The 23,305-nt window shown below is 69.9% G+C and carries 24 protein-coding genes; 13 read left to right on the top strand and 11 right to left on the bottom strand.

What is annotated here, in order from left to right; all coding sequences use genetic code 11:
- Positions 1-10 precede the first annotated feature (10 nt).
- The 7 genes from upp to AC3A6Y_RS17560 form a co-directional block, all read right to left on the bottom strand.
- Positions 11-640: a uracil phosphoribosyltransferase gene (gene upp, locus AC3A6Y_RS17590; protein WP_487869511.1), complete on the bottom strand. Its 630-nt coding sequence runs from the start codon at positions 638-640 to the stop codon at positions 11-13.
- Positions 641-679: 39 nt separating this feature from the next.
- Positions 680-2,089, bottom strand: coding sequence for a URC4/urg3 family protein (locus tag AC3A6Y_RS17585; protein ID WP_487869510.1), 1,410 nt, complete (start codon positions 2,087-2,089; stop codon positions 680-682).
- Positions 2,086-3,438: a GTP cyclohydrolase II gene (locus tag AC3A6Y_RS17580; protein WP_487869509.1), complete on the bottom strand. Its 1,353-nt coding sequence runs from the start codon at positions 3,436-3,438 to the stop codon at positions 2,086-2,088. Before AC3A6Y_RS17580 ends, AC3A6Y_RS17585 begins: the two co-directional genes overlap by 4 nt.
- 67 nt (positions 3,439-3,505) lie before the next feature.
- Positions 3,506-3,991: a DoxX family protein gene (locus AC3A6Y_RS17575; RefSeq protein ID WP_487869508.1), complete on the bottom strand. Its 486-nt coding sequence runs from the start codon at positions 3,989-3,991 to the stop codon at positions 3,506-3,508.
- Positions 3,988-4,764: an HvfC/BufC family peptide modification chaperone gene (locus AC3A6Y_RS17570; protein ID WP_487869507.1), complete on the bottom strand. Its 777-nt coding sequence runs from the start codon at positions 4,762-4,764 to the stop codon at positions 3,988-3,990. Before AC3A6Y_RS17570 ends, AC3A6Y_RS17575 begins: the two co-directional genes overlap by 4 nt.
- Entirely contained in the window at positions 4,761-5,612 is an 852-nt protein-coding gene (gene bufB, locus AC3A6Y_RS17565) for an MNIO family bufferin maturase (protein ID WP_487869506.1), read from the bottom strand. The genes AC3A6Y_RS17570 and bufB overlap by 4 nt, the downstream gene beginning before the upstream one ends.
- A 26-nt stretch (positions 5,613-5,638) precedes the next feature.
- On the bottom strand, positions 5,639-5,929 hold the full coding sequence (locus AC3A6Y_RS17560; RefSeq protein WP_487869505.1) for a BufA1 family periplasmic bufferin-type metallophore: 291 nt from the start codon (positions 5,927-5,929) through the stop codon (positions 5,639-5,641).
- 156 nt (positions 5,930-6,085) lie between these two features.
- On the opposite strand from AC3A6Y_RS17560, the gene AC3A6Y_RS17555 reads away from it, so the two are divergent.
- Positions 6,086-6,658 carry a sigma-70 family RNA polymerase sigma factor gene (locus tag AC3A6Y_RS17555; protein WP_487869504.1) on the top strand — a complete coding sequence of 191 codons (573 nt, stop codon included), beginning with the start codon at positions 6,086-6,088 and terminating at the stop codon, positions 6,656-6,658.
- Positions 6,655-7,296, top strand: coding sequence for an NrsF family protein (locus AC3A6Y_RS17550; RefSeq protein WP_487869503.1), 642 nt, complete (start codon positions 6,655-6,657; stop codon positions 7,294-7,296). Before AC3A6Y_RS17555 ends, AC3A6Y_RS17550 begins: the two co-directional genes overlap by 4 nt.
- A gap of 124 nt (positions 7,297-7,420) precedes the next feature.
- Here AC3A6Y_RS17550 and AC3A6Y_RS17545 read toward each other — a convergent pair whose 3' ends face one another.
- Positions 7,421-8,938, bottom strand: coding sequence for a helicase HerA-like domain-containing protein (locus tag AC3A6Y_RS17545; protein ID WP_487869502.1), 1,518 nt, complete (start codon positions 8,936-8,938; stop codon positions 7,421-7,423).
- 112 nt (positions 8,939-9,050) lie between these two features.
- On the opposite strand from AC3A6Y_RS17545, the gene AC3A6Y_RS17540 reads away from it, so the two are divergent.
- The 11 genes from AC3A6Y_RS17540 (at position 9,051) to fabG (ending at position 20,395) form a co-directional block, all read left to right on the top strand.
- Positions 9,051-9,368: a phosphopantetheine-binding protein gene (locus AC3A6Y_RS17540; protein ID WP_309961784.1), complete on the top strand. Its 318-nt coding sequence runs from the start codon at positions 9,051-9,053 to the stop codon at positions 9,366-9,368.
- A gap of 155 nt (positions 9,369-9,523) precedes the next feature.
- On the top strand, positions 9,524-10,162 hold the full coding sequence (locus AC3A6Y_RS17535; RefSeq protein ID WP_487869501.1) for a COG4648 family protein: 639 nt from the start codon (positions 9,524-9,526) through the stop codon (positions 10,160-10,162).
- Between the two features lie 13 nt (positions 10,163-10,175).
- Positions 10,176-11,870 (top strand): ApeI family dehydratase, encoded by a 1,695-nt coding sequence (locus AC3A6Y_RS17530; RefSeq protein ID WP_487869500.1) that lies wholly within the window; start codon positions 10,176-10,178, stop codon positions 11,868-11,870.
- On the top strand, positions 11,867-12,850 hold the full coding sequence (locus AC3A6Y_RS17525) for a lysophospholipid acyltransferase family protein (protein WP_487869499.1): 984 nt from the start codon (positions 11,867-11,869) through the stop codon (positions 12,848-12,850). The genes AC3A6Y_RS17530 and AC3A6Y_RS17525 overlap by 4 nt, the downstream gene beginning before the upstream one ends.
- Positions 12,822-13,418, top strand: a complete 597-nt coding sequence (locus AC3A6Y_RS17520) for a LolA-related protein (RefSeq protein ID WP_487869498.1) — start codon at positions 12,822-12,824, stop codon at positions 13,416-13,418. Before AC3A6Y_RS17525 ends, AC3A6Y_RS17520 begins: the two co-directional genes overlap by 29 nt.
- The gene (locus tag AC3A6Y_RS17515; RefSeq protein ID WP_487869497.1) at positions 13,415-15,841 is read left to right on the top strand and encodes an MMPL family transporter; all 2,427 of its coding nucleotides are present in this window, start codon (positions 13,415-13,417) and stop codon (positions 15,839-15,841) included. Before AC3A6Y_RS17520 ends, AC3A6Y_RS17515 begins: the two co-directional genes overlap by 4 nt.
- Complete coding sequence (locus AC3A6Y_RS17510; protein ID WP_487869496.1) at positions 15,838-17,373, top strand: RNA/DNA-binding domain-containing protein; 1,536 nt, start codon at positions 15,838-15,840, stop codon at positions 17,371-17,373. The genes AC3A6Y_RS17515 and AC3A6Y_RS17510 overlap by 4 nt, the downstream gene beginning before the upstream one ends.
- 157 nt (positions 17,374-17,530) lie before the next feature.
- On the top strand, positions 17,531-18,376 hold the full coding sequence (locus AC3A6Y_RS17505; protein WP_487869958.1) for a polysaccharide deacetylase family protein: 846 nt from the start codon (positions 17,531-17,533) through the stop codon (positions 18,374-18,376).
- Entirely contained in the window at positions 18,373-19,134 is a 762-nt protein-coding gene (locus AC3A6Y_RS17500; protein ID WP_487869495.1) for a class I SAM-dependent methyltransferase, read from the top strand. Before AC3A6Y_RS17505 ends, AC3A6Y_RS17500 begins: the two co-directional genes overlap by 4 nt.
- A 62-nt stretch (positions 19,135-19,196) precedes the next feature.
- Positions 19,197-19,658 carry a hotdog family protein gene (locus AC3A6Y_RS17495; RefSeq protein WP_487869494.1) on the top strand — a complete coding sequence of 154 codons (462 nt, stop codon included), beginning with the start codon at positions 19,197-19,199 and terminating at the stop codon, positions 19,656-19,658.
- Between the two features lie 5 nt (positions 19,659-19,663).
- Entirely contained in the window at positions 19,664-20,395 is a 732-nt protein-coding gene (fabG, locus tag AC3A6Y_RS17490; RefSeq protein WP_487869493.1) for a 3-oxoacyl-ACP reductase FabG, read from the top strand.
- A gap of 63 nt (positions 20,396-20,458) precedes the next feature.
- Here fabG and AC3A6Y_RS17485 read toward each other — a convergent pair whose 3' ends face one another.
- Genes AC3A6Y_RS17485 through AC3A6Y_RS17475 form a run of 3 tightly spaced genes read right to left on the bottom strand, consistent with a single transcriptional unit; the run spans position 20,459 to position 23,046 of the window.
- Positions 20,459-21,235 carry a glycosyltransferase family 2 protein gene (locus tag AC3A6Y_RS17485; RefSeq protein WP_487869492.1) on the bottom strand — a complete coding sequence of 259 codons (777 nt, stop codon included), beginning with the start codon at positions 21,233-21,235 and terminating at the stop codon, positions 20,459-20,461.
- Positions 21,202-21,999 (bottom strand): lysophospholipid acyltransferase family protein, encoded by a 798-nt coding sequence (locus AC3A6Y_RS17480; protein ID WP_487869491.1) that lies wholly within the window; start codon positions 21,997-21,999, stop codon positions 21,202-21,204. Before AC3A6Y_RS17480 ends, AC3A6Y_RS17485 begins: the two co-directional genes overlap by 34 nt.
- 15 nt (positions 22,000-22,014) lie before the next feature.
- Positions 22,015-23,046 carry a chorismate transformation FkbO/Hyg5 family protein gene (locus AC3A6Y_RS17475; RefSeq protein ID WP_487869490.1) on the bottom strand — a complete coding sequence of 344 codons (1,032 nt, stop codon included), beginning with the start codon at positions 23,044-23,046 and terminating at the stop codon, positions 22,015-22,017.
- Between the last annotated feature and the right edge of the window lie 259 nt (positions 23,047-23,305).

The raw sequence follows: 23,305 nt of genomic DNA, 5'->3' as shown, positions 1-23,305 counted from the left end.
GAACCGGCCTTCATTTCGTCCCGAAGATGCGGTCGCCCGCGTCGCCCAGCCCGGGCAGGATGTAGCCGTGGCTGTTGAGCTCGCGGTCGATCGCGGCGGTGTAGATCGGCACGTCCGGATGCGCCGTCTGCATGTTGCGGATGCCCTCGGGGCAGGTCAGCAGGCACACGAACTTGATCGACTTCGGGTTCAGCTCCTTGAGCCGCTCCACCGCCGCGACCGCCGAGTTGCCCGTGGCCAGCATCGGGTCGACCACGATGCAGTCGCGCTCGCCCATCTCGCCGGGCATCTTGAAGTAGTACTCGACCGCCGTCAGCGTCTTCGGGTCGCGGTACAGGCCGATGTGGCCCACGCGCGCGCCGGGCACCACGCCGAGCATGCCGTCGAGGATGCCGGTGCCGGCGCGCAGGATGGACACCAGCACCACCTTCTTGCCGTCGATCACCTTGGCGTTCATGGTCTCGAGCGGGGTCTCGATCTCGATGTCCTGCATCGCCATGTCGCGCGTGACCTCGTAGGCCATCAGCATGCTGATCTCGTTGAGGAGGCGCCGGAAGCTGTTGGTGCTGGCCTCCTTGCGGCGCATCAGCGTGAGCTTGTGCTGGACGAGGGGATGGTCGACGAGGTGGACGTTGCTCATGAGAAAAGGCTTTCCGGCAATTTTTTCGAAAGGAGGAGTCTAGAAGACCGTGCCGTCGCTTTCGATGCGCAGAGGCGGGGTGCCGCCACGCAAGCGCTGTGCCAGCACGCGGCCCGCGGCCCAGGTGCCGCCTTCCAGCACGCGGGCCAGCGGCAACTCTTCCTCGCTGCGGCCGAGCGACTTGCGCACGCGCGGCGCCAGTTCGTCGAGCAGCGCGATGGTGAGCGCGCGCCATTCGACGATGAACTCGTCGCCGGTCTTCCAGGTGCGCTCCAGCAGGGCCGGGTCGCGCGGCACGATGACGCCGCTGTCGAGCAGCAGCCCGCCGTTGCGGTATTCCGGCAGGGCCGTGAGCGCCTCGAGGTGGCGCACCCTGACGCCGGCCCATTCGAAGGGCTCGATCAGCGAATAGGTGAGCCACTGCGAGAGCTTGTGGAAGGGCATCCAGCCGTTGGTGAGCCCCGGCCCGCGCACCGCGTGGTGGCGCCAGCAGTCGCCCAGGGCCAGCGCGGGATCGCCCGAAGGGATGCCGCCCGCTGCATCGCTGCCGTCGGCTGCGAGGCTGTCGATGAAGTTGGCGGCGGGCCAGATGCCCGACAGCGATTCGAGCAGCAGCGAAAGGATGTCGTGCGCCGAGATCTCGGCCGTCGGCGGCGCGGTGGGGCCCAAAGGGCTGACCAGCGCATTGAAGATGCCACCCGGTCGGCCGTCGTCGCCGAAGGTCTCGGGCTGCTCGCTCATGGCCTCGCCCAGCCGGCGCAGCAGGGTGGCGCGGCCGGAGAGCCCCACCAGCTGGTTCATGTCGCTGACCTGGAAGGCATCGCCCAGCCGGTCGGTCACCAGGCCGCGCAGCCCGGCGGCGTCGGCCTGCAGCGGGCGATCGGGGTCGGAGGAGAACAGGCCGCCGGTGAAGGCATGGAAGCTCGCGACGCCCAGCCCTTCGGAGCGCGTGAAGCGCTTGCCGGTCGCAGGCTCGGTGTAGTGCCAGTAGGGGCCGGCGCCGGCATCGAGCAGCACGCTCACCAGCACCAGGTCGATATGGGCGCGGGCGCGCTCCGTCGGGTTCAGATGGCCCAGCAGGCGGTCGAGCTCTTCCATCCGGTTCACGTCGCCGGCCTCGAAGTGGCGCCAGCGGCTGTGAAAGGGGATGGGGCCGGAAGGGTAGCGTTCGTGCGTCACCCCCGCCACGGTGCGCGCGGTCTCTTCGAGCGCCGCCTCGTCGCCGATGGTGAACCACTCCGATTCGCCGCGCCGCGCACGCGCCAGCAGCGCGTCGGCGCGGATGCGGATGGCACGCGTGGTGCGCAGGAAGGCCACGGCGCCGGCGGGCCGGGTGGTGTCTTCCACGAATTCGAGTGCGGGGTCGACATGGCCGTCCGCGTCGGCATGACGCACGGCAGCGTTCGAGGTGGGGCGATCGGGGTCGAGCCCGTAGAGGGTGCTGGTCATGGATCCAGGGTCCTTCCCTTGGCCTTCTTGAGTTCCTCGGCGTCGGGCACGACGCCGGGCGTGAAATAGCCGGCCGCCATCTTGGCGTCCATCTCGACCCGCGCGTCGGCGGGAATCAGCTCGTCGGGGATGTTCACCCGCTCGCCGATCTCGATGCCCGAGCCGGCGATGGCGTCGAACTTCATGTTGCTCATCGACACCAGGCGATGGATCTTGCGGATGCCGAGCCAGTGGAAGACGTCGGGCATCAGCTCCTGGAAGCGCATGTCCTGCACGCCGGCCACGCATTCGGTGCGGGCGAAGTACTGGTCGGCCGTGTCGCCGCCCACCTGGCGCTTGCGTGCGTTGTAGACCAGGAACTTGGTCACCTCGCCGAGCGCCCGGCCTTCCTTGCGCGAGTAGGCGATGAGGCCCACTCCGCCGCGCTGCGCGCCGCGGATGCACTCCTCGATCGCATGCGTGAGATAGGGCCGGCAGGTGCAGATGTCGGAGCCGAAGACGTCCGAGCCGTTGCACTCGTCGTGGATGCGCGCGGTGAGCTCGACCTCGGGGTTGGCAAGGTCGCGCGGGTTGCCGAAGATGTAGAGCGTCTGGCCGCCGATGGGCGGCAGGAACACTTCGAGGTCGGAACGGGTCACGAGCTCGGGGTACATGCCGCCGGTTTCCTCGAACAGCACGCGGCGCAGGTCGGTCTCGGAGCAGCCGAAGCGGCGCGCCACCTCGGGCAGATACCAGACCGGCTCGATCGCCGCCTTGGTGACGATGGCCGCGCCGCCGGGCGTGAGGAACTTGCCGTCGGCCACCAGCCGGCCCTTCTGCAGCCCCTCGATGACCTCGGGCAGGATCACATGCGCCTTGGTGATCGCGATGGTCGGGCGGATGTCGTAGCCGGCCGCCAGCTCGGCCGCGAAGACGTCGGCCACCACCGCACCCCAGGGGTCGAGCGAGACGATGCGGCCCGGCTCGCTCCATTGCGGATAAGGCCCGACCACGTCGGTGGGCGCGGTGTTGGTCAGGTCGGCCTTGTGCTCGCGCTTGAGCGCGCCGGCTGCCACGGCCAGTGCGCGGTAGACGCTGTAGGAACCGCTGTGCGTGCCGATCACGTTGCGGTGCGCGCGCTTGGTGGTGGTGCCCACCACCGGCCCGCGCTCGGCAGCGCTGGCGGCGCCCCATTGGATGGGCAGCGCGCCCATGCCGCCGGCATGCGAGGTCAGGCGGATGTGCGGCCGCTGGGGGGAGGAAGAGGCCGCTGTGGAGGCCGGCGTGGAGGCCGGCACGTTGGAGGAGGGCTCGGAAGGATTCGGGGAAAGCGTCGGCGTGGAAGGAGTCGGAACGGCGTCAACGGACATTGCAGGCCCTCAAAAAACACAATGTAGCGAGGGCTTCTGCGGCTGGCAAGCCGCGCACGCCGGGCGATCAGGCGATGCGCAACACCCGGTCCAGCGAAAGGATGCCCCCGCCGCGCCCGGCGAGGTAGAGCAGCAACGCCGCCCACGACAGGTGCGTTGGCCATGCGTCGGGGTACACGAAGAGCTGGATCACCAGCGTCATGCCCAGCAGCGCCAGGGCCGACAGACGGGTGAACAGGCCCAGCACCAGCAGCACCGGGAACAGGTGCTCGGCGTAGGCCGCGAGATGGGCCGCGAGCTCCGGCGGCAACAGCGGCAGCTTGTACTCGGTGCGGAACAGCTCGTAGGCGCTCGGCGTCAGCGTGAGGAAGCCTTCGACCTTGGTACGCCCCGAGAGAAAGAAGATCGCGGCGATGCCCACGCGCGTGGCCAGCGCCAGCAGATCGTGCGGGACGATGCGCGTGAGCAGCCCGGCCAGCCGGTTCCAGCGTGCGCGAAGGCCGTGCGCATCATCGGCTGCGAAAGGGGCTGAGGTGGCGGAGTTCGAGCTCATGGGGTGCTTTCGGTGAAGGGAGCGGTGGGGTCGGTGGGGTCGGCAAAGGCGCCGGCGCGCAGCAGGGCTTCGAGCAGCGCCGCGAGTTCGCAATCGGCATCGAGGGCCAAGGCCTGCTCGGCGGCACCGACCAGCGGCAAGCCCTTGGTGCAGGCATCCAGGAAGGCGCAGGCCGCGCGGCTGATGGGCCGCCACGTCACGGCGTCGGCGGGGCGCGTGAGCAGTGCGCCTTCGCCGCGCCAGACGAGCTCTTCCTCGTCGCTGCCGGCGCCACGGTTGCGCGCCCAGATGCTGTAGATCGGCTGCGCGTCGAACCAGGCCCAGCGCGCCGCCGGATGCGGAGGCAGCACAAGGGCCGCGAGCCGCTCGGGCGCCTGGCGCGACAGCCATGCCGTGTCGAGCAGCGGCGCGTCTTCGGCCGCATGGGCTTCGCGCCACAACGCGTCCAGGCGTGCGACGCCGGGCAGGTAGGGCAACTCCGCGGCGGGCTCGAACGCTTGCAGGAAATCGGCAAAGCCTTCGCCGTAGCGCAGCAGCCGCCCATCGCGCGGCGGGCTGGCGGCCACATGCAGCGCGGCGGCCGCGCGGAACCATTCGCTGCCCACCAGTCGCGCCACGGCGGGGAAGTTGGCTTCGAGCGCGTCGATGCATGCCTTCATCACCGTGTTGCGGTAGACCGCGAAGGCGGGTTGCGCGGCGATCTGCCGCACGGCCGGGTCTGTCGCCGCGTCGGGTGCGAAGAGGGCCTGGGCGAAGGCGTCCTGAAAGCTCATGCCGGGATCTCCGGTGGGGGCGTGCGCTCGCGCAGCGCGGCCTCGGCAATGCTGCGCTCATGCATCAGCGCGTCGAAGGCCGGCACGTTGCCATCGCGCTCGATCAGCGTGGGCCGGGCGCCGGCGCGCTCGATGAAGCGGCGATAGAGCGCCCAGACTTCCGGCGCGACCGGTGCATCGTGCGAGTCGATCAGCAGGGCCTCGCCCAGCGCCGGGTCCTGCGAATGGCCGGCCAGATGGATTTCGCTCACCAGCGCTTGCGGAAAGCGGTCCAGCCAGGCTTCGGCCGAGTAGCCGAGGTTGCGCGCCGACACATGGACGTTGTTGATGTCCAGCAGCAGCGTGCAGCCCGTGCGGCGCGCCAGCTCGGCGAGGAAGTCGATCTCGTCCCAGGCGTGGCCGCCGAAGCGCAGGTAGTGGGAGGGGTTCTCGATGGCGATCGCGGTGGCCAGCGCGTCCTGCGCGCGGCCGATGTTGGCCGCGATGCGGTGCAGGGCCTCGGTGGTGCGGGCAAAGGGCAGCAGGTCGGGAAAGTAGTGGCCGTTCCAGGCCGACCACGCCAGGTGTTCGGAAATCAGTGCGGGCCGGATGCGCCTGGCGAGCGCTGCCAGCCGCTGCAGGTGCGCGGCATCGGGCGCGCTCTCGCCCGCGAGCGAGAGCGACACGCCATGCAGCGAGACGGGGTGCTGCTCGCGCACCGCCTCGAGCCAGCCGAGCCGCGGCCCGCCCGCCACCATGTAGTTCTCCGGATGCACCTCGAACCACAGGCCGCAGGCCCGCGCCGACAGAGCGGCGTCGTAGTGTTCGGCCTTGAGGCCGAGGCCGGCGGTGAGGGCGGGGGAGGCCATGGCGGCGCAGGGGCCCGGGGGATCGATCAGGACTTGATCGGCGTCAGCGAGCCCATGCCCTTGGGCGTCTTGATCGTGGCGCAGGTGCCGGCCGGCACGTTCTTCCAGGCGTTGCCCTGGTAGTCCACCTTCGAAGTGCCGGCGCAGGTGGTGCCCGGGCCGGCGGCGCAGTCGTTCTTGCCGGCCATCGAGACGCCGTAGCATTTTTCCATCGCAGGCATCTTGTCGGCCATCGGCTTGCTGTCTTGGGCCATGGCGGAACCGGCGGCGAGGGCGCCGAGGGCGAGGGCGGTGATGGCGAGAGGACGGGTGATCATGGACAGTGCTCCAGTGGTTGAGTGAAGTTGGCAACCGCGCTTTCGGCGCGGTCGCTTCTACTTCGCCGTTCGCGGCTGCGGGGTTACAACGCACGGCACAATCCGCCGGATTTCTTTTTTTGCCCGTCGCTGTAACCGCGGCGGGCCAGCGCACGAATGAACCGTGAGAGTCCGATGTCGAAGAGCGATGCGGAGACGGTGCTGCACGATCTGTTCGTGCGCGGCCTGGACGGCGATGCCGTGGCCTACCGCGACTTCCTGCAGAAGCTCAGCGCGCACCTGCGCGCCTTTCTGGCCAGGCGCCTGTTCGGCTGGCCCGACGAAGTGGAAGACCTTGTCCAGGAATGCCTGCTCGCCATGCACAACCAGCGCCACACCTACCAGAGCGACCAGCCGCTGACGGCCTGGGTGCATGCGATCGCGCGCTACAAGATGATCGACCTGCTGCGCAGCAAAGCCGGCCGTGAAGCGCTCAACGATCCGCTGGATGACGACGTGGCCGTTTTCGCCGAATCGGCCACCGAGGCCAGCGATGCACGCCGCGACCTCGCGGGGCTGCTCGAAAGCCTGCCCGATCGACATCGTCTGCCGATCGTGCACGTCAAGCTCCAGGGGCTGTCGGTGGCCGAGACCGCACGCCTGACCGGCATGTCGGAGTCGGCGGTGAAGGTGGGCATCCATCGGGGGCTCAAGGCGCTGGCGTTGAAGATCGGAAAGTCCTCCTCATGAAAACAGACGAACTCGTGGCCTTGCTGGCGGCCCGCGCGGAGCCGGTGCCGCGGCACGCCGCCGCACGGCGCTTTGCGTTCGCGCTCGCGGCCAGCCTGCCGCTGTCGATTGCCGTGATGGCCCTCGAGTACGGCGTGCGGCGCGACCTGGTGCAGACCATGTTCTGGCCGATGTTCTGGATCAAGCTGCTGTTCCCGGCCTGCATCGCCGTCGCCGGCTTCGTGGTCGTGCAACGCCTGGCGCGGCCGGGGGTGCGCGTGCGAGCCGCATGGCTCGGCCTGGCGGTGCCGGTGCTGCTGGTATGGGCGATGGGCCTCGTGACCTGGCTGATGGCGCCGGTCGACGAGCGCTCGGCAATGGTGTGGGGGCAGACCTGGCGGACCTGCGTCTTCAACATCGCGCTGATCGCGCTGCCGGTGTTCGTGGCTTCGCTGGTGGCGCTGAAGAGCCTTGCACCGACCCAGCCTGCGCTGGCCGGCGCCGCGGCCGGGGCCATGTCGGCGGGGGCGGGAGCGGCGGTCTATGCCTTGCACTGCCCGGAACTGGCCGCGCCGTTCCTGGCGATCTGGTATGTGATCGGGATGGCGCTGCCGGTGGTGGCGGGGGCGCTGATCGGTCACCGGGTGCTGAGGTGGTGATGGCGGGCAGGCGATTCCGTGCCCCAACCGAGCACGGTCATCCGCGCCGGCGGTCGCATGATGCGGATGATCGCTGCCGGGGGTGACGAGCTGGACGTTGTCGATCAGGCGTCACGATCGGCGCTTACCGCCGCGACTTGGCCCCAAAAATCCCGCCCAGCACGCCCCGCAGGATTTCCTTGCCCACCTGCGTCCCCATCGTCCGCACCGCCGACTTCGCCATGGTCTGCGCCAGCCCATCGCGCTTGCCGCCGCGCGGCCCGGTCGAGCCGAACAGGATTTCATTCAGGCTGCCCATGACGCCGCCCGATTCGGCTGGCGCTGCGGCACCCGGTTTCCCGGCAGATGCGGGCGCACCCGGCGCCGACTCCGCCCGGCCCTTGAGCTTCTCGTAGGCCGATTCCCGGTCCACCGCCTTCTCGTACACGCCGGCCACCAGCGAATTGGCGATCAAGGCTTGCCTTTGGGCGGTCGTGATGGGCCCGATCTGGCTGCCCGGCGGCAGCACGTAGACGCGCTCGGTGATGCTGGGCCGCCCCTTGGCGTCGAGGAAGCTCACCAGCGCCTCGCCCACCGCCAGCTCGGTGATGGCGGTCTCGATGTCCAGCCCGGGCTTCTGGCGCATGGTGGTGGCCGTGGCCTTCACCGCCTTCTGGTCGCGCGGCGTGAAGGCGCGAAGGGCGTGCTGCACGCGGTTGCCCAGCTGGGCCAGCACGGTGTCGGGAATGTCCAGCGGGTTCTGCGTCACGAAGAACACGCCCACGCCCTTGGAGCGCACAAGCCGCACCACCAGCTCGATGCGCTCGACCAGCGCCTTGGGCGCCTCGTTGAAGAGCAGATGCGCCTCGTCGAAAAAGAACACCAGCTTGGGCTGCTCCGGGTCGCCGATCTCGGGCAACTGCTCGAACAGCTCCGACAGCAGCCACAACAGGAAGGTGGCGTAGAGCCGGGGCGAGTTCATCAGCTTGTCGGCAGCGAGGATGTTGACCACGCCCTTGCCGCCCTCGGTCTGCATGAAGTCCGAGATGTCGAGCATCGGCTCACCGAAGAACCTGTCGCCGCCCTGGCTCTCGATCGAAAGCAGCCCGCGCTGGATCGCACCCACGCTGGCGGCGCTGATGTTGCCGTACTCGGTGGTGAACTGGCTCGCGTTCTCGCCCACGTGCTGGAGCATTGCGCGCAGGTCCTTGAGGTCGAGCAGCAGCAGGCCGTTGTCGTCGGCGATCTTGAACACCAGATTGAGCACACCGGCCTGGGTCTCGTTGAGGTTGAGCATGCGGCCCAGCAGCAACGGCCCCATGTCGGAAACGGTGGCGCGCACCGGGTGGCCCTGCTCGCCGAACACGTCCCACAGGGTGACGGGGCAGGCCAGCGTCGGGGGCTGCTCGAGGCCCCGCTCCTTCAGGACGGCGGCCATCTTCTCGCCGATGGTGCCCGGCTGGCTGGCGCCGGTCAGGTCGCCCTTGACGTCGGCCATGAAGACCGGCACGCCGATGGCCGAGAGCTTCTCGGCGATGGTTTGCAGGGTGACGGTCTTGCCGGTGCCGGTGGCGCCGGTGATCAGGCCGTGGCGGTTGGCGAGCCCCGGCAGGAGGCTGCATTCGATGCTGTCGTGGCGGGCGATCAGGAGAGGGTCGGCCATGGGTGCTCCGGGTGTTTCGGTACTGGGCGCAGTCTATCCAAGCCGCCCGGGGCCGCCTCCTATAATTCCGACCCCGTGCGATAGTTCATTCAAAAGTTTCCGGAGCCCTCATTTGTCATCGACCCAGCCCCCCATTTCCGCCCTTGGCGATGCGCCCGAACAGACTGCTCTGGAGACCGAGCTGGCCGTGCTTCTGGTGGAGTCGCTGAACCTGGAGATCGCACCCTCCGAGATCGTGCCGTCGGCGCCGCTGTACGGCGAAGGGCTGGGGCTCGATTCGATCGACATCCTCGAAGTCGCACTGGAGGTCTCGCGCAAGTACGGTTTCCAGCTGCGTTCGGACGACGAGCGCAACCAGCAGATCTTCCAGTCGCTGCGCAGCCTTGCAGCGCACGTCGCCCAGAATCGCGGCGATTTGGAGAAGGCATGAACGAAGCCGTCATGCCCGCTCATCCTGCCCAGACGCGTCCACTCTGCGTTGCAAATGCTCGCCGTAGCACGGGCTACGGCTGCGCTTTGCGCGTCAATTGGGCACGCCTGGACAGGCTGCTCGGGCACGCCGGATTCATTCACGCCTTCTGACCCATGTCTCGATGGCGCATGGCGCTCCTGCTGCTCGCGGGGGTGGCCTATGCCGGGGTTTCCCATTGGATGATGCTCTTCCACCCCGCCGAGCCCTGGGCGGTGGGGGTGCTGCTCGGCCCGCTGTGGCTGACGGGGCTGGGCCTCGCGGGTAGTCGCTTCGGCAAATGGGGCCTGGTGGTCGCCGGGCTGGCCGGCGTGCTGGGCTTTGCGCTCGTGCTGCGCGGCGAAGCGGGCGATCCCAACCGGCTCTACATGCTGCAGCACGTGGGCATCAACGCGCTGCTGGGCGGGTGGTTCGGCGGCACGCTGCGGCGCGACCGGCTCTCGCTGATCGGCCAGTTCGCGCAGCGCATCCACCCGCTGTCGCCCGCGATGCGCGCCTACACCTGGCGCGTGACTTGGGTCTGGACCGTGTACTTCGCGCTGCTGGTGCTGGCCTCGATCGTGGTGTACGCCACGATGTCCTTCGCCGCCTGGTCGGTGCTGGCCAACCTGCTGACGCCCCTGATGGTGGGCGTCCTCTTCGTGGGCGAGTATCTGCTGCGTTACCGGCTGCATCCCGAATTCGAGCGCACCCGCCTGATCGACACGGTGCGTGCCTTCTACAGTGCGCCGGCCGATCCGGCGCCGCGGCAATGAATGTGATCCCCGCTTGAGCCCCGAACTTCTTCCGCTCCTGGCCGACCGCGATCCGGACGCGCCGCTCGCCTGGCGTGCCGGCGTGCCGGTGAGTGCGCGCGAGTTCCTGGCGGACGTGGCGCGCCTGGCCCCGCAGCTGCCGGATGGCGGCCCGGTGGTCAACCTCTGCGCCGACCGTTACGCCTTTGCGCTGGGCCTGGCGGCGGCCCTGGTGCGCGGCCAGCCCAGCCTGCTGCCCCCCGACGCGCGCCCCGACACCCTGGCGCGCCTGGTCGAACCGGGCTCCCGCACCTATGCGCTGCTGGACGACACCGGCATCGAGACGCCCGGCATGCCGCGGGTCCTGATCGAGCACCGGCCGCCTCCCGCCGGCGCTGCGGGGCAGGCCGTGCCTGCGATCGCCGGCAGCCTGCATGCGGTGAGCCTGCTGACCTCCGGCTCCACCGGCGCGCCGCAGCCGCACGCCAAGTCCTGGAGCACGCTGGTGGGCGACGTGGCCGCTGCCGTGGGCCGCCTGTGCGAGCTGCTCGGGCGCCCCTCGCTGACCGGCCTCACCCTGGTGGCGACGGTGCCGGTACAGCACAGCTACGGCCTCGAATCCTCGGCGCTGCTCGCGATGCTGGGCGGGGCTGCCTTCGACAGCGGCCGGCCCTTCTTCCCGGCCGACGTCGCGCAGGCACTGGCCTCGGTGCCGCAGCCGCGCGCGCTGGTGACCACGCCCTTCCACCTCAAGACGCTGCTGCTCTCGGGCATCGCGCTGCCGCAGGTGGAGCTCATCCTCTCGGCCACCGCGCCGCTCTCGCCGCAGCTCGCGGCCCAGGCCGAGCAGGCCATGGGCGGCCAGATGATCGAGATCTACGGCAGCACCGAGTCGGGCCAGGTCGCGGCCCGGCGCCCGACCCGCAGCGAGGTCTGGGAGACCTTCGGCGAGATCCGCGTGCATGCCGAGCACGACGCCGAGGGCGCCGAGCGCTTCGTCTTCGCGGGCGACTTCGTGCCCGAGCCGACGCCGATGGCCGATGTGCTGGAGCTCGTCGACGACCGGCGCTTCCGCCTGCTCGGGCGTGCCAACGACCTGATCCACGTGGCCGGCCGGCGCAGCTCGCTGGGCTACCTCAACCACCATCTCAACAGCATCCCCGGCGTGGAGGACGGCGCCTTCTGGCTGCCCGACGACGTGACCGACGGCGTGGTGCGCCCGGTCGCCTTCGTGGTGGCGCCCACGCTCGACGCCCACGCCATCATTGCCGCGCTGCGCGAGCGGCTCGAAGCCGTCTTCGTGCCGCGCCGGGTGGTGCATGTGAGCGCCTTCCCGCGCGAGGGCACCGGCAAGCTGACGGCGCGCGCCCTGCGCGAGTTCGCCCTGGCGCAGCTCGCGTCCGACGGCACGCCGGTGCAGCTCACGCACGAGGTGCCGGCGGACCATCCGGCCTTTGCGGGGCATTTCCCGGGCCAGCCGCTGCTGCCCGGTGCCCTGCTGCTGGCCGAGGTGCTGGAGGCCGCGCAGGGCGTGCCCGCGCTGGCGGCCCGGCTGGGCCCGCGGCCCGTGCTCGCGGCCGCCAAGTTCCTGGCGCCGGTGCGCCCGGGCAGCACGCTGCGCATCGATCTCAATCCCGAGAGCGGCGCCTCGCGCGGCCTGCGCTTCGAGGTGCGGGTGGCGCAGGTGGTCGCGGCCAGCGGCCGCTGGACGCCGGGCAGCACACCATGAGCCTCGCGCAGCCTCCCGAGGCCGGCAACGCCCGATCGCGCCAGGCCGACTGGTCGCGCATGCCGGAGCGCAGCAACATGCTGGCGCTGCGCGTGATCTGCTGGATCGCGATTCGCTGCGGACGTCCGCTGGCGCGGCTCGTGCTGCATCCGATCAGCCTGTATTTCCTGCTGTTCTCGCCCACGCCGCGCCGCCACATCAAGCGCTACCTGTTCCGCGCCATCGGCCCGCGCGCGGGCTGGGCCGACGGCTACCGGCTGCTGCATGCCTTTGCCTCCACCGTGCTCGACCGCATCTACTTCCTGCGCGGGCGCATGGACCTGTTCGACGTGCGCGTGCATGGCAACGCGCCGGTCGAGGCCGAGGTGATCGCGGGGCGGGGCGCCTTCCTGCTCGGTGCGCACATCGGCAGCTTCGAGGCCATGGGCGCCTGCAAGCACCAGAGCGGCCGCCCCAAGGATCTGCGCCTCGCGATGCTGATGTACCAGGACAACGCGCAGCAGATCACCGCGGTGCTCGAGGCCATCGCCAAGCCCGGCCTGCGGCCGCACATCATTGCGCTGGGCCGGCCGCATTCCATGCTGGATCTGCGCGACTGGCTGGACGGCGGCGGCCTCGCGGGCCTCTTGGCCGACCGCACGCTGCCGGGGTCCGAAGAATCAGGCCAGCAGCGCGGCAACAGCATCGAGCTGCCTTTTCTCGGCCATCCGGCGGTGATCAATGACGGCCCCTTCCGCCTGGCTGCGCTGCTGCGCCGCAAGGTGTTCTTCATGGCCGGCCTCTATGTGGGGGGCGCGCGCTACGATGTCCATTTCGAGCCGCTGGCCGACTTCAGCGAACGCGTGTCCGACCCGGCCGAGCGCGAACGCCGCATCCGCGCGGCGCTCGAAAGCTATGTCGAGCGGCTCGAAGCCCTGTGCCGCGCCTACCCCTACAACTGGTTCAACTTCCATGACTTCTGGCTCGAAGATTCGGATTGAGCGCTGGTGCCGCTGGCTGGTGGCCGCGCTGGCTTTCACTGCATCCTCCGCCTGGGCCTTCGACCTGCCCGAGCTGATGGGCCTGCTCGCCCGGCAGAAGAACGGCGAGGCGCGCTTCACCGAGCAGCGCTACGTGCGCGGCATCGAAGGCCCGCTGGACGCGAGCGGCACGTTGAGCTTCCAGGCGCCCGACCGGCTGACGCGGCGCACGCTCGCGCCGCGGCCCGAGACCATGGCGGTCGACGGCAACACCCTGACCCTTTCGCGCGGCGGCCGCACCCGCACGCTGACGCTGGACAGCATGCCCGAGCTGCTGGGCATGGTCGAAGCCATGCGCAGCACCCTCAACGGCAACGTGCAGACCCTGCAGCGCTACTTCCGCAGCACGCTCACCGGCACGCCCGACAAGTGGACGCTGGACCTGGCGCCCATCGACGAGAAGCTCGCCGCCCAGGTGCGCTCGCTGCGGTTGACGGGCAAGGCCGGCGAAGTGCTCGGCATCGAGATGGAATTCATCGGCGGCGACCGCTCGGTCATGGTCATCACGCCGGTGCGCGGCGCATCGTGAGCCGGCCCGAGGCAGCAGCGCCAGGCCGGGGACGCCACGCGCTGGCCATCGTCGTCTGGCTGCTGGCGCTCGCGGCCGGCATCGCGCTCATCGCGCGCACGCATTTCAGCGCCGACCTCTCGGCCTTTCTGCCCGCGAGCCCCGACGAGCGGCAGCGCGTGCTGATCGAGCAGCTGCAAAGCGGCATTGCCTCGCGCACGCTCTTCATCGGTATCGAGGGCGGCAAGGATGCCGGGCAGCGCGCGGCGGTGTCGCGCGCGATGGCGGCATCGATGCGCGAGAGCAAGCGCTTCGACCAGGTGCAGAACGGCGAGACCGGCGACTGGAAGGAGGCCGGCACCTGGCTCTTCGAGCACCGCTACCAGCTGTCGCCCGACGTCGGCCCGGAGCGCTTCACCGCCGCGGGCCTGCGCGACGCCCTGGGCGACACGCTCTCGCAGCTGGGCACGCCGGCCGGCAACATCACCAGGCCGCTGCTGGAGCGCGATCCCACCGGCGAGACCCAGCGCATCGCCGAGAGCCTGATCCCCGCGAGCTCGCCGCGCAGCGAGCAGGGCGTGTGGGTCTCGCGCAGCGCACCGCGGGCGCTGATCCTCGCCACCACCCATGCGGCCGGCAGCGACCTGGACGCGCAGGCGCAGGCGATCGCGCGCATCCACCAGGCCTTCGGCGCCGCCACGCGCGATATGAAGGGCGCCGGCCCGCGGCTGCAGCTGACCGGCGCGCCGGTGTTCTCGGTCGAGAGCCGCGATCGCATCAAGCACGAGGCCATCCAGCTCGCCACCGTCGGCGGCATCGTGATGGGCGTCTTGCTGCTGCTGGCCTTCGCCTCGCCGCGCGCGCTGGTGGTGGCGCTGCTGCCGGTCGCGACCGGCGTGGTCGGCGGCACCGCGGCGGTGAGCCTGGCCTTCGGCGAGGTACACGGGCTCACGATGGGCTTCGGCAGCACGCTGATCGGCGAGACCGTGGACTACGCCATCTACTACCTGATCCAGGCGCGCGGCGCCGCCGTGCCCGGCACGGGCTGGATGCGCTGGCGCGAGATCCATTGGCCGACGGTGCGCCTGGGCCTGCTGACTTCCGTCTGCGGCTTCGCGGCGCTGGTGTTCTCGGGCTTCCCCGGGCTGGCGCAGCTGGGCGTGTTCTCGCTGGCCGGGCTGATCGCCGCCGCGCTGGTCGCGCGCTTCGTCCTGCCGGTGCTGGCGCCCGACGGCGCGACCGGCATGGGCATGCGGCGGCAGATGGCGCACATCGCGGGCCTGGTCGTGCGGGCGCTGCCGCGGCTGCGCCTGGGCTTCGCCGGCCTCGGCATTGCCGCGCTGGCGCTGGTGCTCTGGCAGGGCGGCCATCTGTGGCGCGCCGACCTGAGTGCGATGAGCCCGGTGCCCAAGTCGGCACAGCAGCTCGACGAGGAATTGCGCGCCGACATCGGCGCGAGCGACGGCGGCACCCTGGTGGTGGTGCACGGCGCCGACGAGCAGGCGGCCTTGCGCAACACCGAAGCCGCCGGGGCGAAGCTCGAGGCACTGATCGACCAGGGCGATCTCGCCGGCTTCGAGAGCGTGACCCGCGTGCTGCCCAGCGAGGCCGCGCAGGCCGCGCGCATCGCCAGCCTGCCCGATGCCGCGACCCTGAAGACGCGCCTCGCCGAAGCCACCCAGGGCCTGCCCTTGCCGGCCAGCCGGCTCGGCCCCTTCCTGGCCGATGTGGAGACGGCGCGCTCACAGGCCATGGTCCGCCGCTTGGACCTGGCCGGCGGGCCGCTGGGCGCCGTGGTCAGCGCGCTGATGTTCGAGCGCCCGGGCGGCGGCTGGTCGACCCTGATCGCGCTGCATCCCGGCGAGCGCTTCGATGCGAAGCGGCTGGAAGCCGCGCTGGCCGATGTGCCCGAGGTGCAGGTGGTCAACGTGGGCGACGAGCTGCGCAGCCTCTACCGGCGCTACCTGCACGAGGCTTTCGTGCAGGTGATGCTGGGTGCGCTCGCCGTGGTCCTGCTGCTGGGCGCCTGGCTGCGCTCGGGACGCCGGCTGCTGGCGGTGTGCGAGCCGCTCCTGGTGGCCGTGCTGCTGACGCTGGGCGGGCTCGCCTTGCTGCAGGTGCCGCTGGGCATCCTGCACCTGGTGGGGTTGCTGCTGGTGGTGGCGGTGGGATCGAACTACGCACTCTTCTTCGACCAGCTGCGCGAGACCGGCCGTGCCGACGAGGACACGCTGGCCTCGCTGATGCTGGCCAACCTGACGACGGTCGTGTCCTTCACGCTGATCGCGATCTCCGACATCCCGGCGCTGTCGGCCATCGGCCGGGTGGTCGCGCCGGGTGCGCTGCTGGCATTGCTGCTCTCGGCGGCCTTCGCGCGCGGGCCAGGTGTCCTGAAAGAAAAGACCGACATAGGAGCTACACGGCCATCGGATGAGGCGAGATGACGACAGTCATTGGTGCGAGCCACGGCGACAGCTGTCGCTTTGATGTGAGCCCATCGCCGACGCACTACCCTCAAGGCGAGGAAATTTGGAATATGAACAAGGCCAAACTCCTGCAAATCCTCGCGCGCGGCGAAGACAGCCGCCACCAGTTCAAGCGCGATGAAACCAATGCCGACAGCATCGCAGCGGAACTGGCCGCGTTTGCCAACACCGGCGGCGGCATGCTTCTTCTTGGCGTCGAGGACAAGGGCCGCGTGGCTGGACTGGATGCGGCCAGTGTGCGGCGCTTGAACCAGTTGATTTCCAATGCCGCCTCACAGAACATCCGTCCGCCCATTCATCCGACCACCGAGAACGTGCAGGCGGCGAACGGTATGGTGATCGTTGTCACCGTACCCGACGGGTTGAGCAAGCCCTACTTGGACAACCAGGGCCGCATCTGGGTCAAGGTAGGTTCAGACAAGCGACATGTCACGGCGCGCGAGGAAATCCAGCGGTTGTTCCAGCGTTCCGGCTTGATCTACGCCGACGTCATCCCTGTGGAGCGAACCTCCGCCGCAGACATCGACGAGAAGGCGTTCGACGACTATTTCAATCGACGCTACGGCAAACTGCCCCAATCCTCTGGGCAGCCCTTGTCGCAGGTCTTGCAGAACATCGGCTTGGCCGACGGCCTGGAGTTGAACCTCGCGGGGCTGCTTCTATTCGGCAGACGCCCGCAGCGTTTCCGGCCTGCGTTCATGGTGAAAGCCGTCGCTTTTCCCGGCACCGTGCTGCACGACACCCGCTACCTCGACAGCGAGGACATCGACGGTACGTTGCTGGAGCAGTATCAGCGCAGCCTCGCCTTCATCAAACGCAACCTGCATCACGTTCAGGCTGGGCGGGACTTCAATACCCTCGGCCAGTTGGAAGTGCCGGAAGCAGCCATCGTGGAATTACTGGTCAACGCCTTCATTCACCGCGACTACTTCACCAGCGCATCCATCCGCATCATGGTGTTCGCCGACCGAATCGAGATGATGAGCCCCGGCCACTTGCCCGACAGTCTGAACATCGAGGCCATCCGCCACGGCATCACCAACCGGCGCAACCCGACTCTCACCGAACATGCCACGCACATCCTGCCCTATCGCGGCTTGGGCTCTGGCATTCCCCGCGCCTTGGGCGAATGGTCGAACATCCGGTTCGAAGACGACGTGGAGGGGAATCAGTTCAAGGTCGTGATTGCACGACCACGCACCGTCGCCCCCGAAGTCGCCCCCGAAGTCACCCCCGAAGTCACCCCCGAAGTCAAGCGACTGCTGGCGGTGCTGCAAGGCGAGATGAGCCGGGAGCAGATCATGGCTCTGCTCAGACTCAGGGACGAGAAGCACTTCCGAGTCCGGTACCAACAGGCGGCTATCGCCGCTGGCCTGATCGAGATGACTTTGCCCGATAAGCCTCGCAGTCGCCTCCAGCGCTACCGGTTGACCGCGACTGGGCAGCGGTGGCTCGATGCACATTCAAGCGGCGGTTCTAAGAGGCTGTGAATAAATCCGCCAGGCCCGCTCATCCCGCAGGCAGCGCCACACTGCGTTGCAAATGCTCGCCGAAGCCCAGGCTACGGCTGCGCTTTGCGCCTTGATGGGCATCGCCTGGCCGGTCTGCTCCGACCCGCTGGATTCAGTCACAGCCTCTGAGAGGATGATGGGAGAATCGGCGCCGATGTCCCAAGCCCTGCCTTCCCCCGGATCGTGGCCCTGGCCGCCCGTCGTGCGCGCCAGCGTCGGCTGGCATCTGCTGGCGCTGGCTGCGGCGCTCTTCGTGCCGGGGGCGCTGCCCTGGGCCATCGGGGCGGTGGTGCTGAACCATGTGCTGATCACCGCCGCCGGCCTGACGCCGCGCAGCAGCCTGCTGGGGCCGAACGTCACCCGGCTGCCGGCGGCCTCGGCGGCGCGCGGCGAGGTCGCGATCACCATCGACGACGGGCCCGACCCCGAGGTCACGCCGCAGGTGCTGGACCTGCTCGACGCGCATGGCCAGCGGGCCACCTTCTTCTGCATCGCGGAGCGCGTGCGCGAGCATCCGGCCCTGGCCCGCGAAATCGTCGCGCGCGGCCACAGCATCCAGAACCACACGGCACGGCATCGCCACAACTTCTCCTTGCTCGGGCCGCGCGGCTTCCATGCCGAAATCGAGCGCGCACAGCAGCTGCTGCAGGAAGTGACGGGCCAGCGTGCCAGCTGCTTTCGCGCGCCGGCCGGGCTGCGCAACCCTTTTCTCGCGCCGGTGCTGCATCGCCTGGGCCTGGTGCTGGTGAGCTGGACGCGCCGCGGCTTCGACACGCGCGAGCGCGATGCGGCAGTCGTGCTGGCGCGCCTCACCAAGAACCTGAAGGCCGGCGACATCCTGCTGCTGCACGACGGGCATGCCGCGCGCACGGCGGCAGGCCGCCCGGTGCTGCTCGAGGTCCTGCCGCCTTTGCTGGAACGCCTTCGCACCGACGGCCTGCACGCAGTCACGCTGCCGCAAGCCCTGACCACTCCTGCATGAACGAACGTCCCTCCATCGACGCCGCCTGGCGTCAATTGCATGAAGCCGCCACCCGGCCCTACCAGAAGGCCGGCAACTTCGCCTGGCGTTTCGCGCGCGGCAAGCTGGGGCGCGACCCGGTGTTCCGTGGCCTGATCGAGCGCGGCCTGATCGGCGAGAGCCGCCGCCGCGTGGTGGACATCGGCTGCGGACAAGGCCTGTTCGCCAGCCTGCTCGCGGCCATGGCCGGCATGCAGGCGCAGCCCGGGCGCTGGCCCGCTGCCTGGGCTGCCACGCCGGCCGCGGCCGAGTACACCGGCATCGAGCTGATGCCCAAGGACGTGGCGCGCGCCGAGGCCTCCATCGGCCACCTGAAGCCGGCGCCGCGCTTCGTCTGCGAAGACATGTGCCAGGCCGCGATGCCGGCCTGCGACCTGGTCGTGATCCTCGACGTGCTGCACTACGTGGACCACGCCGCGCAGGAAGGCGTGCTGCGCCGCGTGCATGGCGCGCTGCAGCCGGGCGGCCGTCTGCTGCTGCGCGTGGGCGACGCGGCCAGCCGGCGCGGCTTCGCGATCAGCCAGTGGGTGGACCGCACCGTCACGCGCATCCGCGGGCACCGCGTCTCGCCGACCTGGGGACGCACGCTGTCCGAATGGACCTCGCTGCTGCAGCGCCTGGGCTTTTCCAGGGTGGAGAGCATTCCGATGAGCGCGGGCACGCCCTTCGCCAACGTGCTGCTGGTGGCCGATCGCGGCCAGGAGCTTTCGACACCATGAGCGCCGCCCGGCCGCCCGAAGGCGCTCGCGCCCCAGCCGAAGGCGAAGGCGAAGGTACTCCGATGAACGCCACGCAACAGCTCGACCAGGCCGGCATCGCACGCCTGATTCCCCACAGCGGCAACATGTGCCTGCTGGAGCGGCTGGAGTCCTGGAATGCACACGCCATCCATTGCACGACCGGCACGCACCGACGCGCGGACAACCCGCTGCGCACGGCCGGCGGCCTGCTGGCCCCCAATGCGATCGAGTACGCGGCGCAGGCGATGGCGCTGCACGGCGGCCTGATCGCACCGGAGGGCAGCGAGCCCTCGGCCGGCTTCCTGGCCAGTGCACGCAATGTGCGGATGGCCGTCCCGCGGCTCGACGACATCGAGGGCGTGCTGCATGTGCATGCGCAGCGCGTCTCGGGCGATGCGAGCCAGATCCTCTACGAATTCGCGGTGAAGGACGAAGCAGGGCGCGCGCTGGCCGAAGGCCGCGCGGTGGTCGTGCTCAACACGCCGCTCGCCCTGGAAGCCTGATCCTCATGAGCCTCAACGGAAAACGCGCACTGATCACCGGCGCCAGCGGCGCCCTCGGCGCGGCCGTCGCCCAGCGCCTGGCACGCGACGGCGCCACGGTGCTGTTGCACGCCAACTCCAGGCCGCAGGCCGTCGAAGCGCTCGCCGCCGCCATCACGGCTGCCGGCGGCCAGGCCGAGTGCCATGTCTTCGACCTCGCCGGCGACGAAGCCTCGCGCGCTGCCTGCGAGCGCATGCTGGCCGGCGGGCCGGTGCAGATCGTGGTCAACAACGCCGGCGTGCACGACGACGCAGTGCTGCCCGGCATGAGCGCAGCGCAGTGGCACAAGGTGATCGACGTCTCGCTCAACGGCTTCTTCCGCGTCACGCAGCCCTTGCTGCTGCCCATGCTGCGCACGCGCTGGGGGCGGATCATCAACATGTCGTCCGTGGCCTCCCTCACCGGCAACCGCGGCCAGGTCAACTACGCGGCGGCGAAGGGCGCGCTCAACAGCGCGACCAAGGCGCTGTCGCTCGAAGTCGCGGCGCGCGGCGTGACGGTCAACGCGATCGCCCCGGGCATCATCGCGTCGCCCATGGCCGACGGCGCCTTCGACAAGGCGATGATCGACCAGCTGGTGCCGGCGAAGCGGGCCGGCAGGCCGGAGGAGGTCGCGGCGCTGGCGGGCTTCCTGGCGAGCGAAGAGGCGGCCTACATCACGGGGCAGATCATCTCGATCAACGGCGGGATGATCTAGTGGTCAACAGGCCCCGGCTCTCTTTCGTCTCCGGCTGGTGGGAGAGGGGCCGGGGCGAGGGTGTCAGCGCTGGAACGGCGGCGCCCGCCGCACCCGGCGCAGCAGCAGACTCGGCAAGCGCAGCACGAACTCGACCATCAGCCGCGTGTGCATCCACGTCAGCAAGGCGTTGTCGCGCAGGTAGTTGAAGTGCGAGACCCCGCCTTCCTCGGCCGTGAGGTACTTGACCGGCGCGTCGATGTTGACCGGCTTGACGCCGCGCCACGCCAGGCGCACGACGGCCTCGGTGTCGAAGTCGAAGCGGCGCATCCACGGCTGGCGTTCCATGGTCGCGATGAGCGGCGCCACCGGGTAGACGCGGAAGCCGTAGAGCGAGTCGCCGACGCCGGCGAACAGCGTTTCGAGCTGGGTCCAGCCATTGGAGACCTTGCGGCCGCGCACCCGCAAGAGCGGTGCCGAGGCATCGAAAACCGGGCGCCCCAGCACCATGGTTTCGGGTCGGGCCTGCGAGGCCTGCATGAAGGCGGGGATCAGGTCGGCCGGATGCTGGCCGTCCGAATCCATGGTGAGCGCATGCGTGTAGCCGGCCTCCTGCGCTGCGCGCAGGCCGTGCAGCACGGCCGCGCCCTTGCCCTGGTTGTGCGGCAGCAGCCAGACGCGCAGGCCGGGATCGGCGGCGGCCATCTGCTGCAGCCGCTCGCCGGTGCCGTCGGTGCTGCCGTCGACCACGACCCACACCGGATTCCATTGCGCGCGCGCCGCGCTGACGGTGGAGAACAGGCGCTCGCCCGTGTTGTAGCTGGGGATCAGGACAAGGTGGGTGCGCGAGACTGCTGGCATGCGGGCTGCGCGTCGGTGGCGCGCTGTTCCATGGGGTGTCGGAAATATTGTTCGATCTCGTGCAGCAGCGCGTTGCTGTCCGGCTGGGGTGCGAAGCGCCGGCCCAGCCGCAGCGTGAAGACGATGGGCAGCGGCGGCACCCGCCACAGCGGCCAGCCCTTGGCGAGATAGGGCGAGGCGGTGTCGATGAACACGGTCTGGATCGGCGCCTGCGCCAGCTTGGCGATGAGCGTGACGCCCGGCCGGAAGGCGTTGAGCGGCGGCGTCACGGTGCGCGTGCCCTCGGGAAAGATCACCAGCTGGCCGCCGGCCTTGAGGTCCTCGACCGCGAGCTTCACCATGGTGCGCGCCGAGTCGTTGCGGATGTAGCGCGCCATCCGCGCGCCCGCGCCGAGAAAGATGTTGCGCATCAGGTCGGCCTTCATGATGCAGGCGCTGCGCGGCAGGCGCGCCACGAGCAGCAGGGCGTCGAGCATGGTCGGGTGGTTGGCGACGAAGATCACGCTGCGCTCGTCGCGCAGCGCGTCCAGGCAGCCGGCATCGATGCGCATCATGCCGACGGCCGAGGCAGTGGCCCAGAAGGCGCGATAGGCCAGCGCGATCACGCGGCGACCGAGCGCACGGCCGGTGCGCGCCGGCAGCATGGGGTAGAGCAGCATCGCGACCAGGTTCCAGGCCAGCGAAATGCCGCCCAGCAGCGCCAGCAGGGCGTAGAGCAGCAGGGCGAGCGGGATGGAGACGATCCAGCGCAAGAGGCGCTTCATGGCGAGCCCGTACCGTCAGTCGCCCAGCGAGCCGGCGGCGACGGCATGGGCTTCGATCTCCACCAGCAGGTCCTGGCGGCAGATGTCCGCCTCCAGGTAGACCGCGTGGCGCAGCATGTGGGAGTGGGCGCCGAGCCGCTGTTCGAGCACCTGGCGCACGATGGGCGTGTCGGCAACATGGCGCACGTAGACCACGGCATCGATCGACGCCAGGCCGAAACGCGCGGACGTGCGCTCGTTGGCGGCGGCGATCACGGCCTCGAGGTTGCGCAGCGTCTCCCCGGTCTGGGCCCGCACATCGCCGAGGTGCACCGTCTCGTGTCCGACGATGCTGGCCGTGCCCGAGATGAACAGCGCCACGTCGCCGCCGCCGATCTCGGCCAGCGCCGCGCGCGAGAAGGTGGGCGAGCGTGGACCGTAGGCCGGCGGGTAGTGGTAGGCCGAAACCTGCCGCGGGTTCTCCACCGGCAGCGGTGCGACGCGCCCGGCCAGGAAGCGGATGCTCAGGGCGCCCCGGTGGATGCCCAGGGCGCAGGCGGCCGGTGCGCCCTCGAAAGCGGCTTGGCCGGCCTCGACGAAGGCCTGCTGGCGGCCCAGGTTGAACTGGCGGTAGCGCTCGAGTCCGCCGCCGTCGGCGTTGATGCGCGGCAGGTAGTTCCAGACGCGCAGCAGGTGGGCGCATCCGGTCTGCGCGAGCGACTCGAAGAGATCGCGGTAGGCGCGGTGGGCCGGCGCGGCGAGGTCGGCCCCTTCGCTCGCCTCGTCGAGATCGATGGCGCCCAGCATCCAGTGGCCGTCGCAGCGCCAGCGCACCACGCCGGTGGTGCCGGACTCGATGTGCTCGCTGGCGTGCCACACATCGGCCATGGCGCCGGCATCGGACAGCACGCGCGCGTCGACGGTGGGCATCCAGGACAGGTGTGCGGGGGTGCCGTAGCCCAGCGCGCCGAAGGGCGCCTGGCCCCCGGAGGACAGCTCCAGGCTTTGGGACAGCGACAGCCGCTCGACGCGCAAGGGCGGTACGCCGTTGAAGTCGCGCGCGCTCATAAGACAACCTCCCCCACGCTTGTCACTTCGTGTACTGCGCTGCCCCCCGAGGGGGCCTTCGCGCCTTCGGGCGGCCGGGCGGCGCTCAATAGTGCCCCCACGCTTGTCACTTCGTGTACTGCGCTGCCCCCCAAGGGGGCCTTCGCGCCTTCGGGCGGCCGGGCGGCGCTCGATAGTGCCCCCACGCTTGTCACTTCGTGTACTGCGCTGCCCCCCGAGGGGGCCTTCGCGCCTTCGGGCGGCCGGGCGGCGCTCACCT

The organism is Variovorax sp. Soil_C_17, from assembly GCF_057657265.1.
Note: the sequence above shows the minus strand (reverse complement) of the source record. Positions and strands in the feature narration are given on the sequence as shown.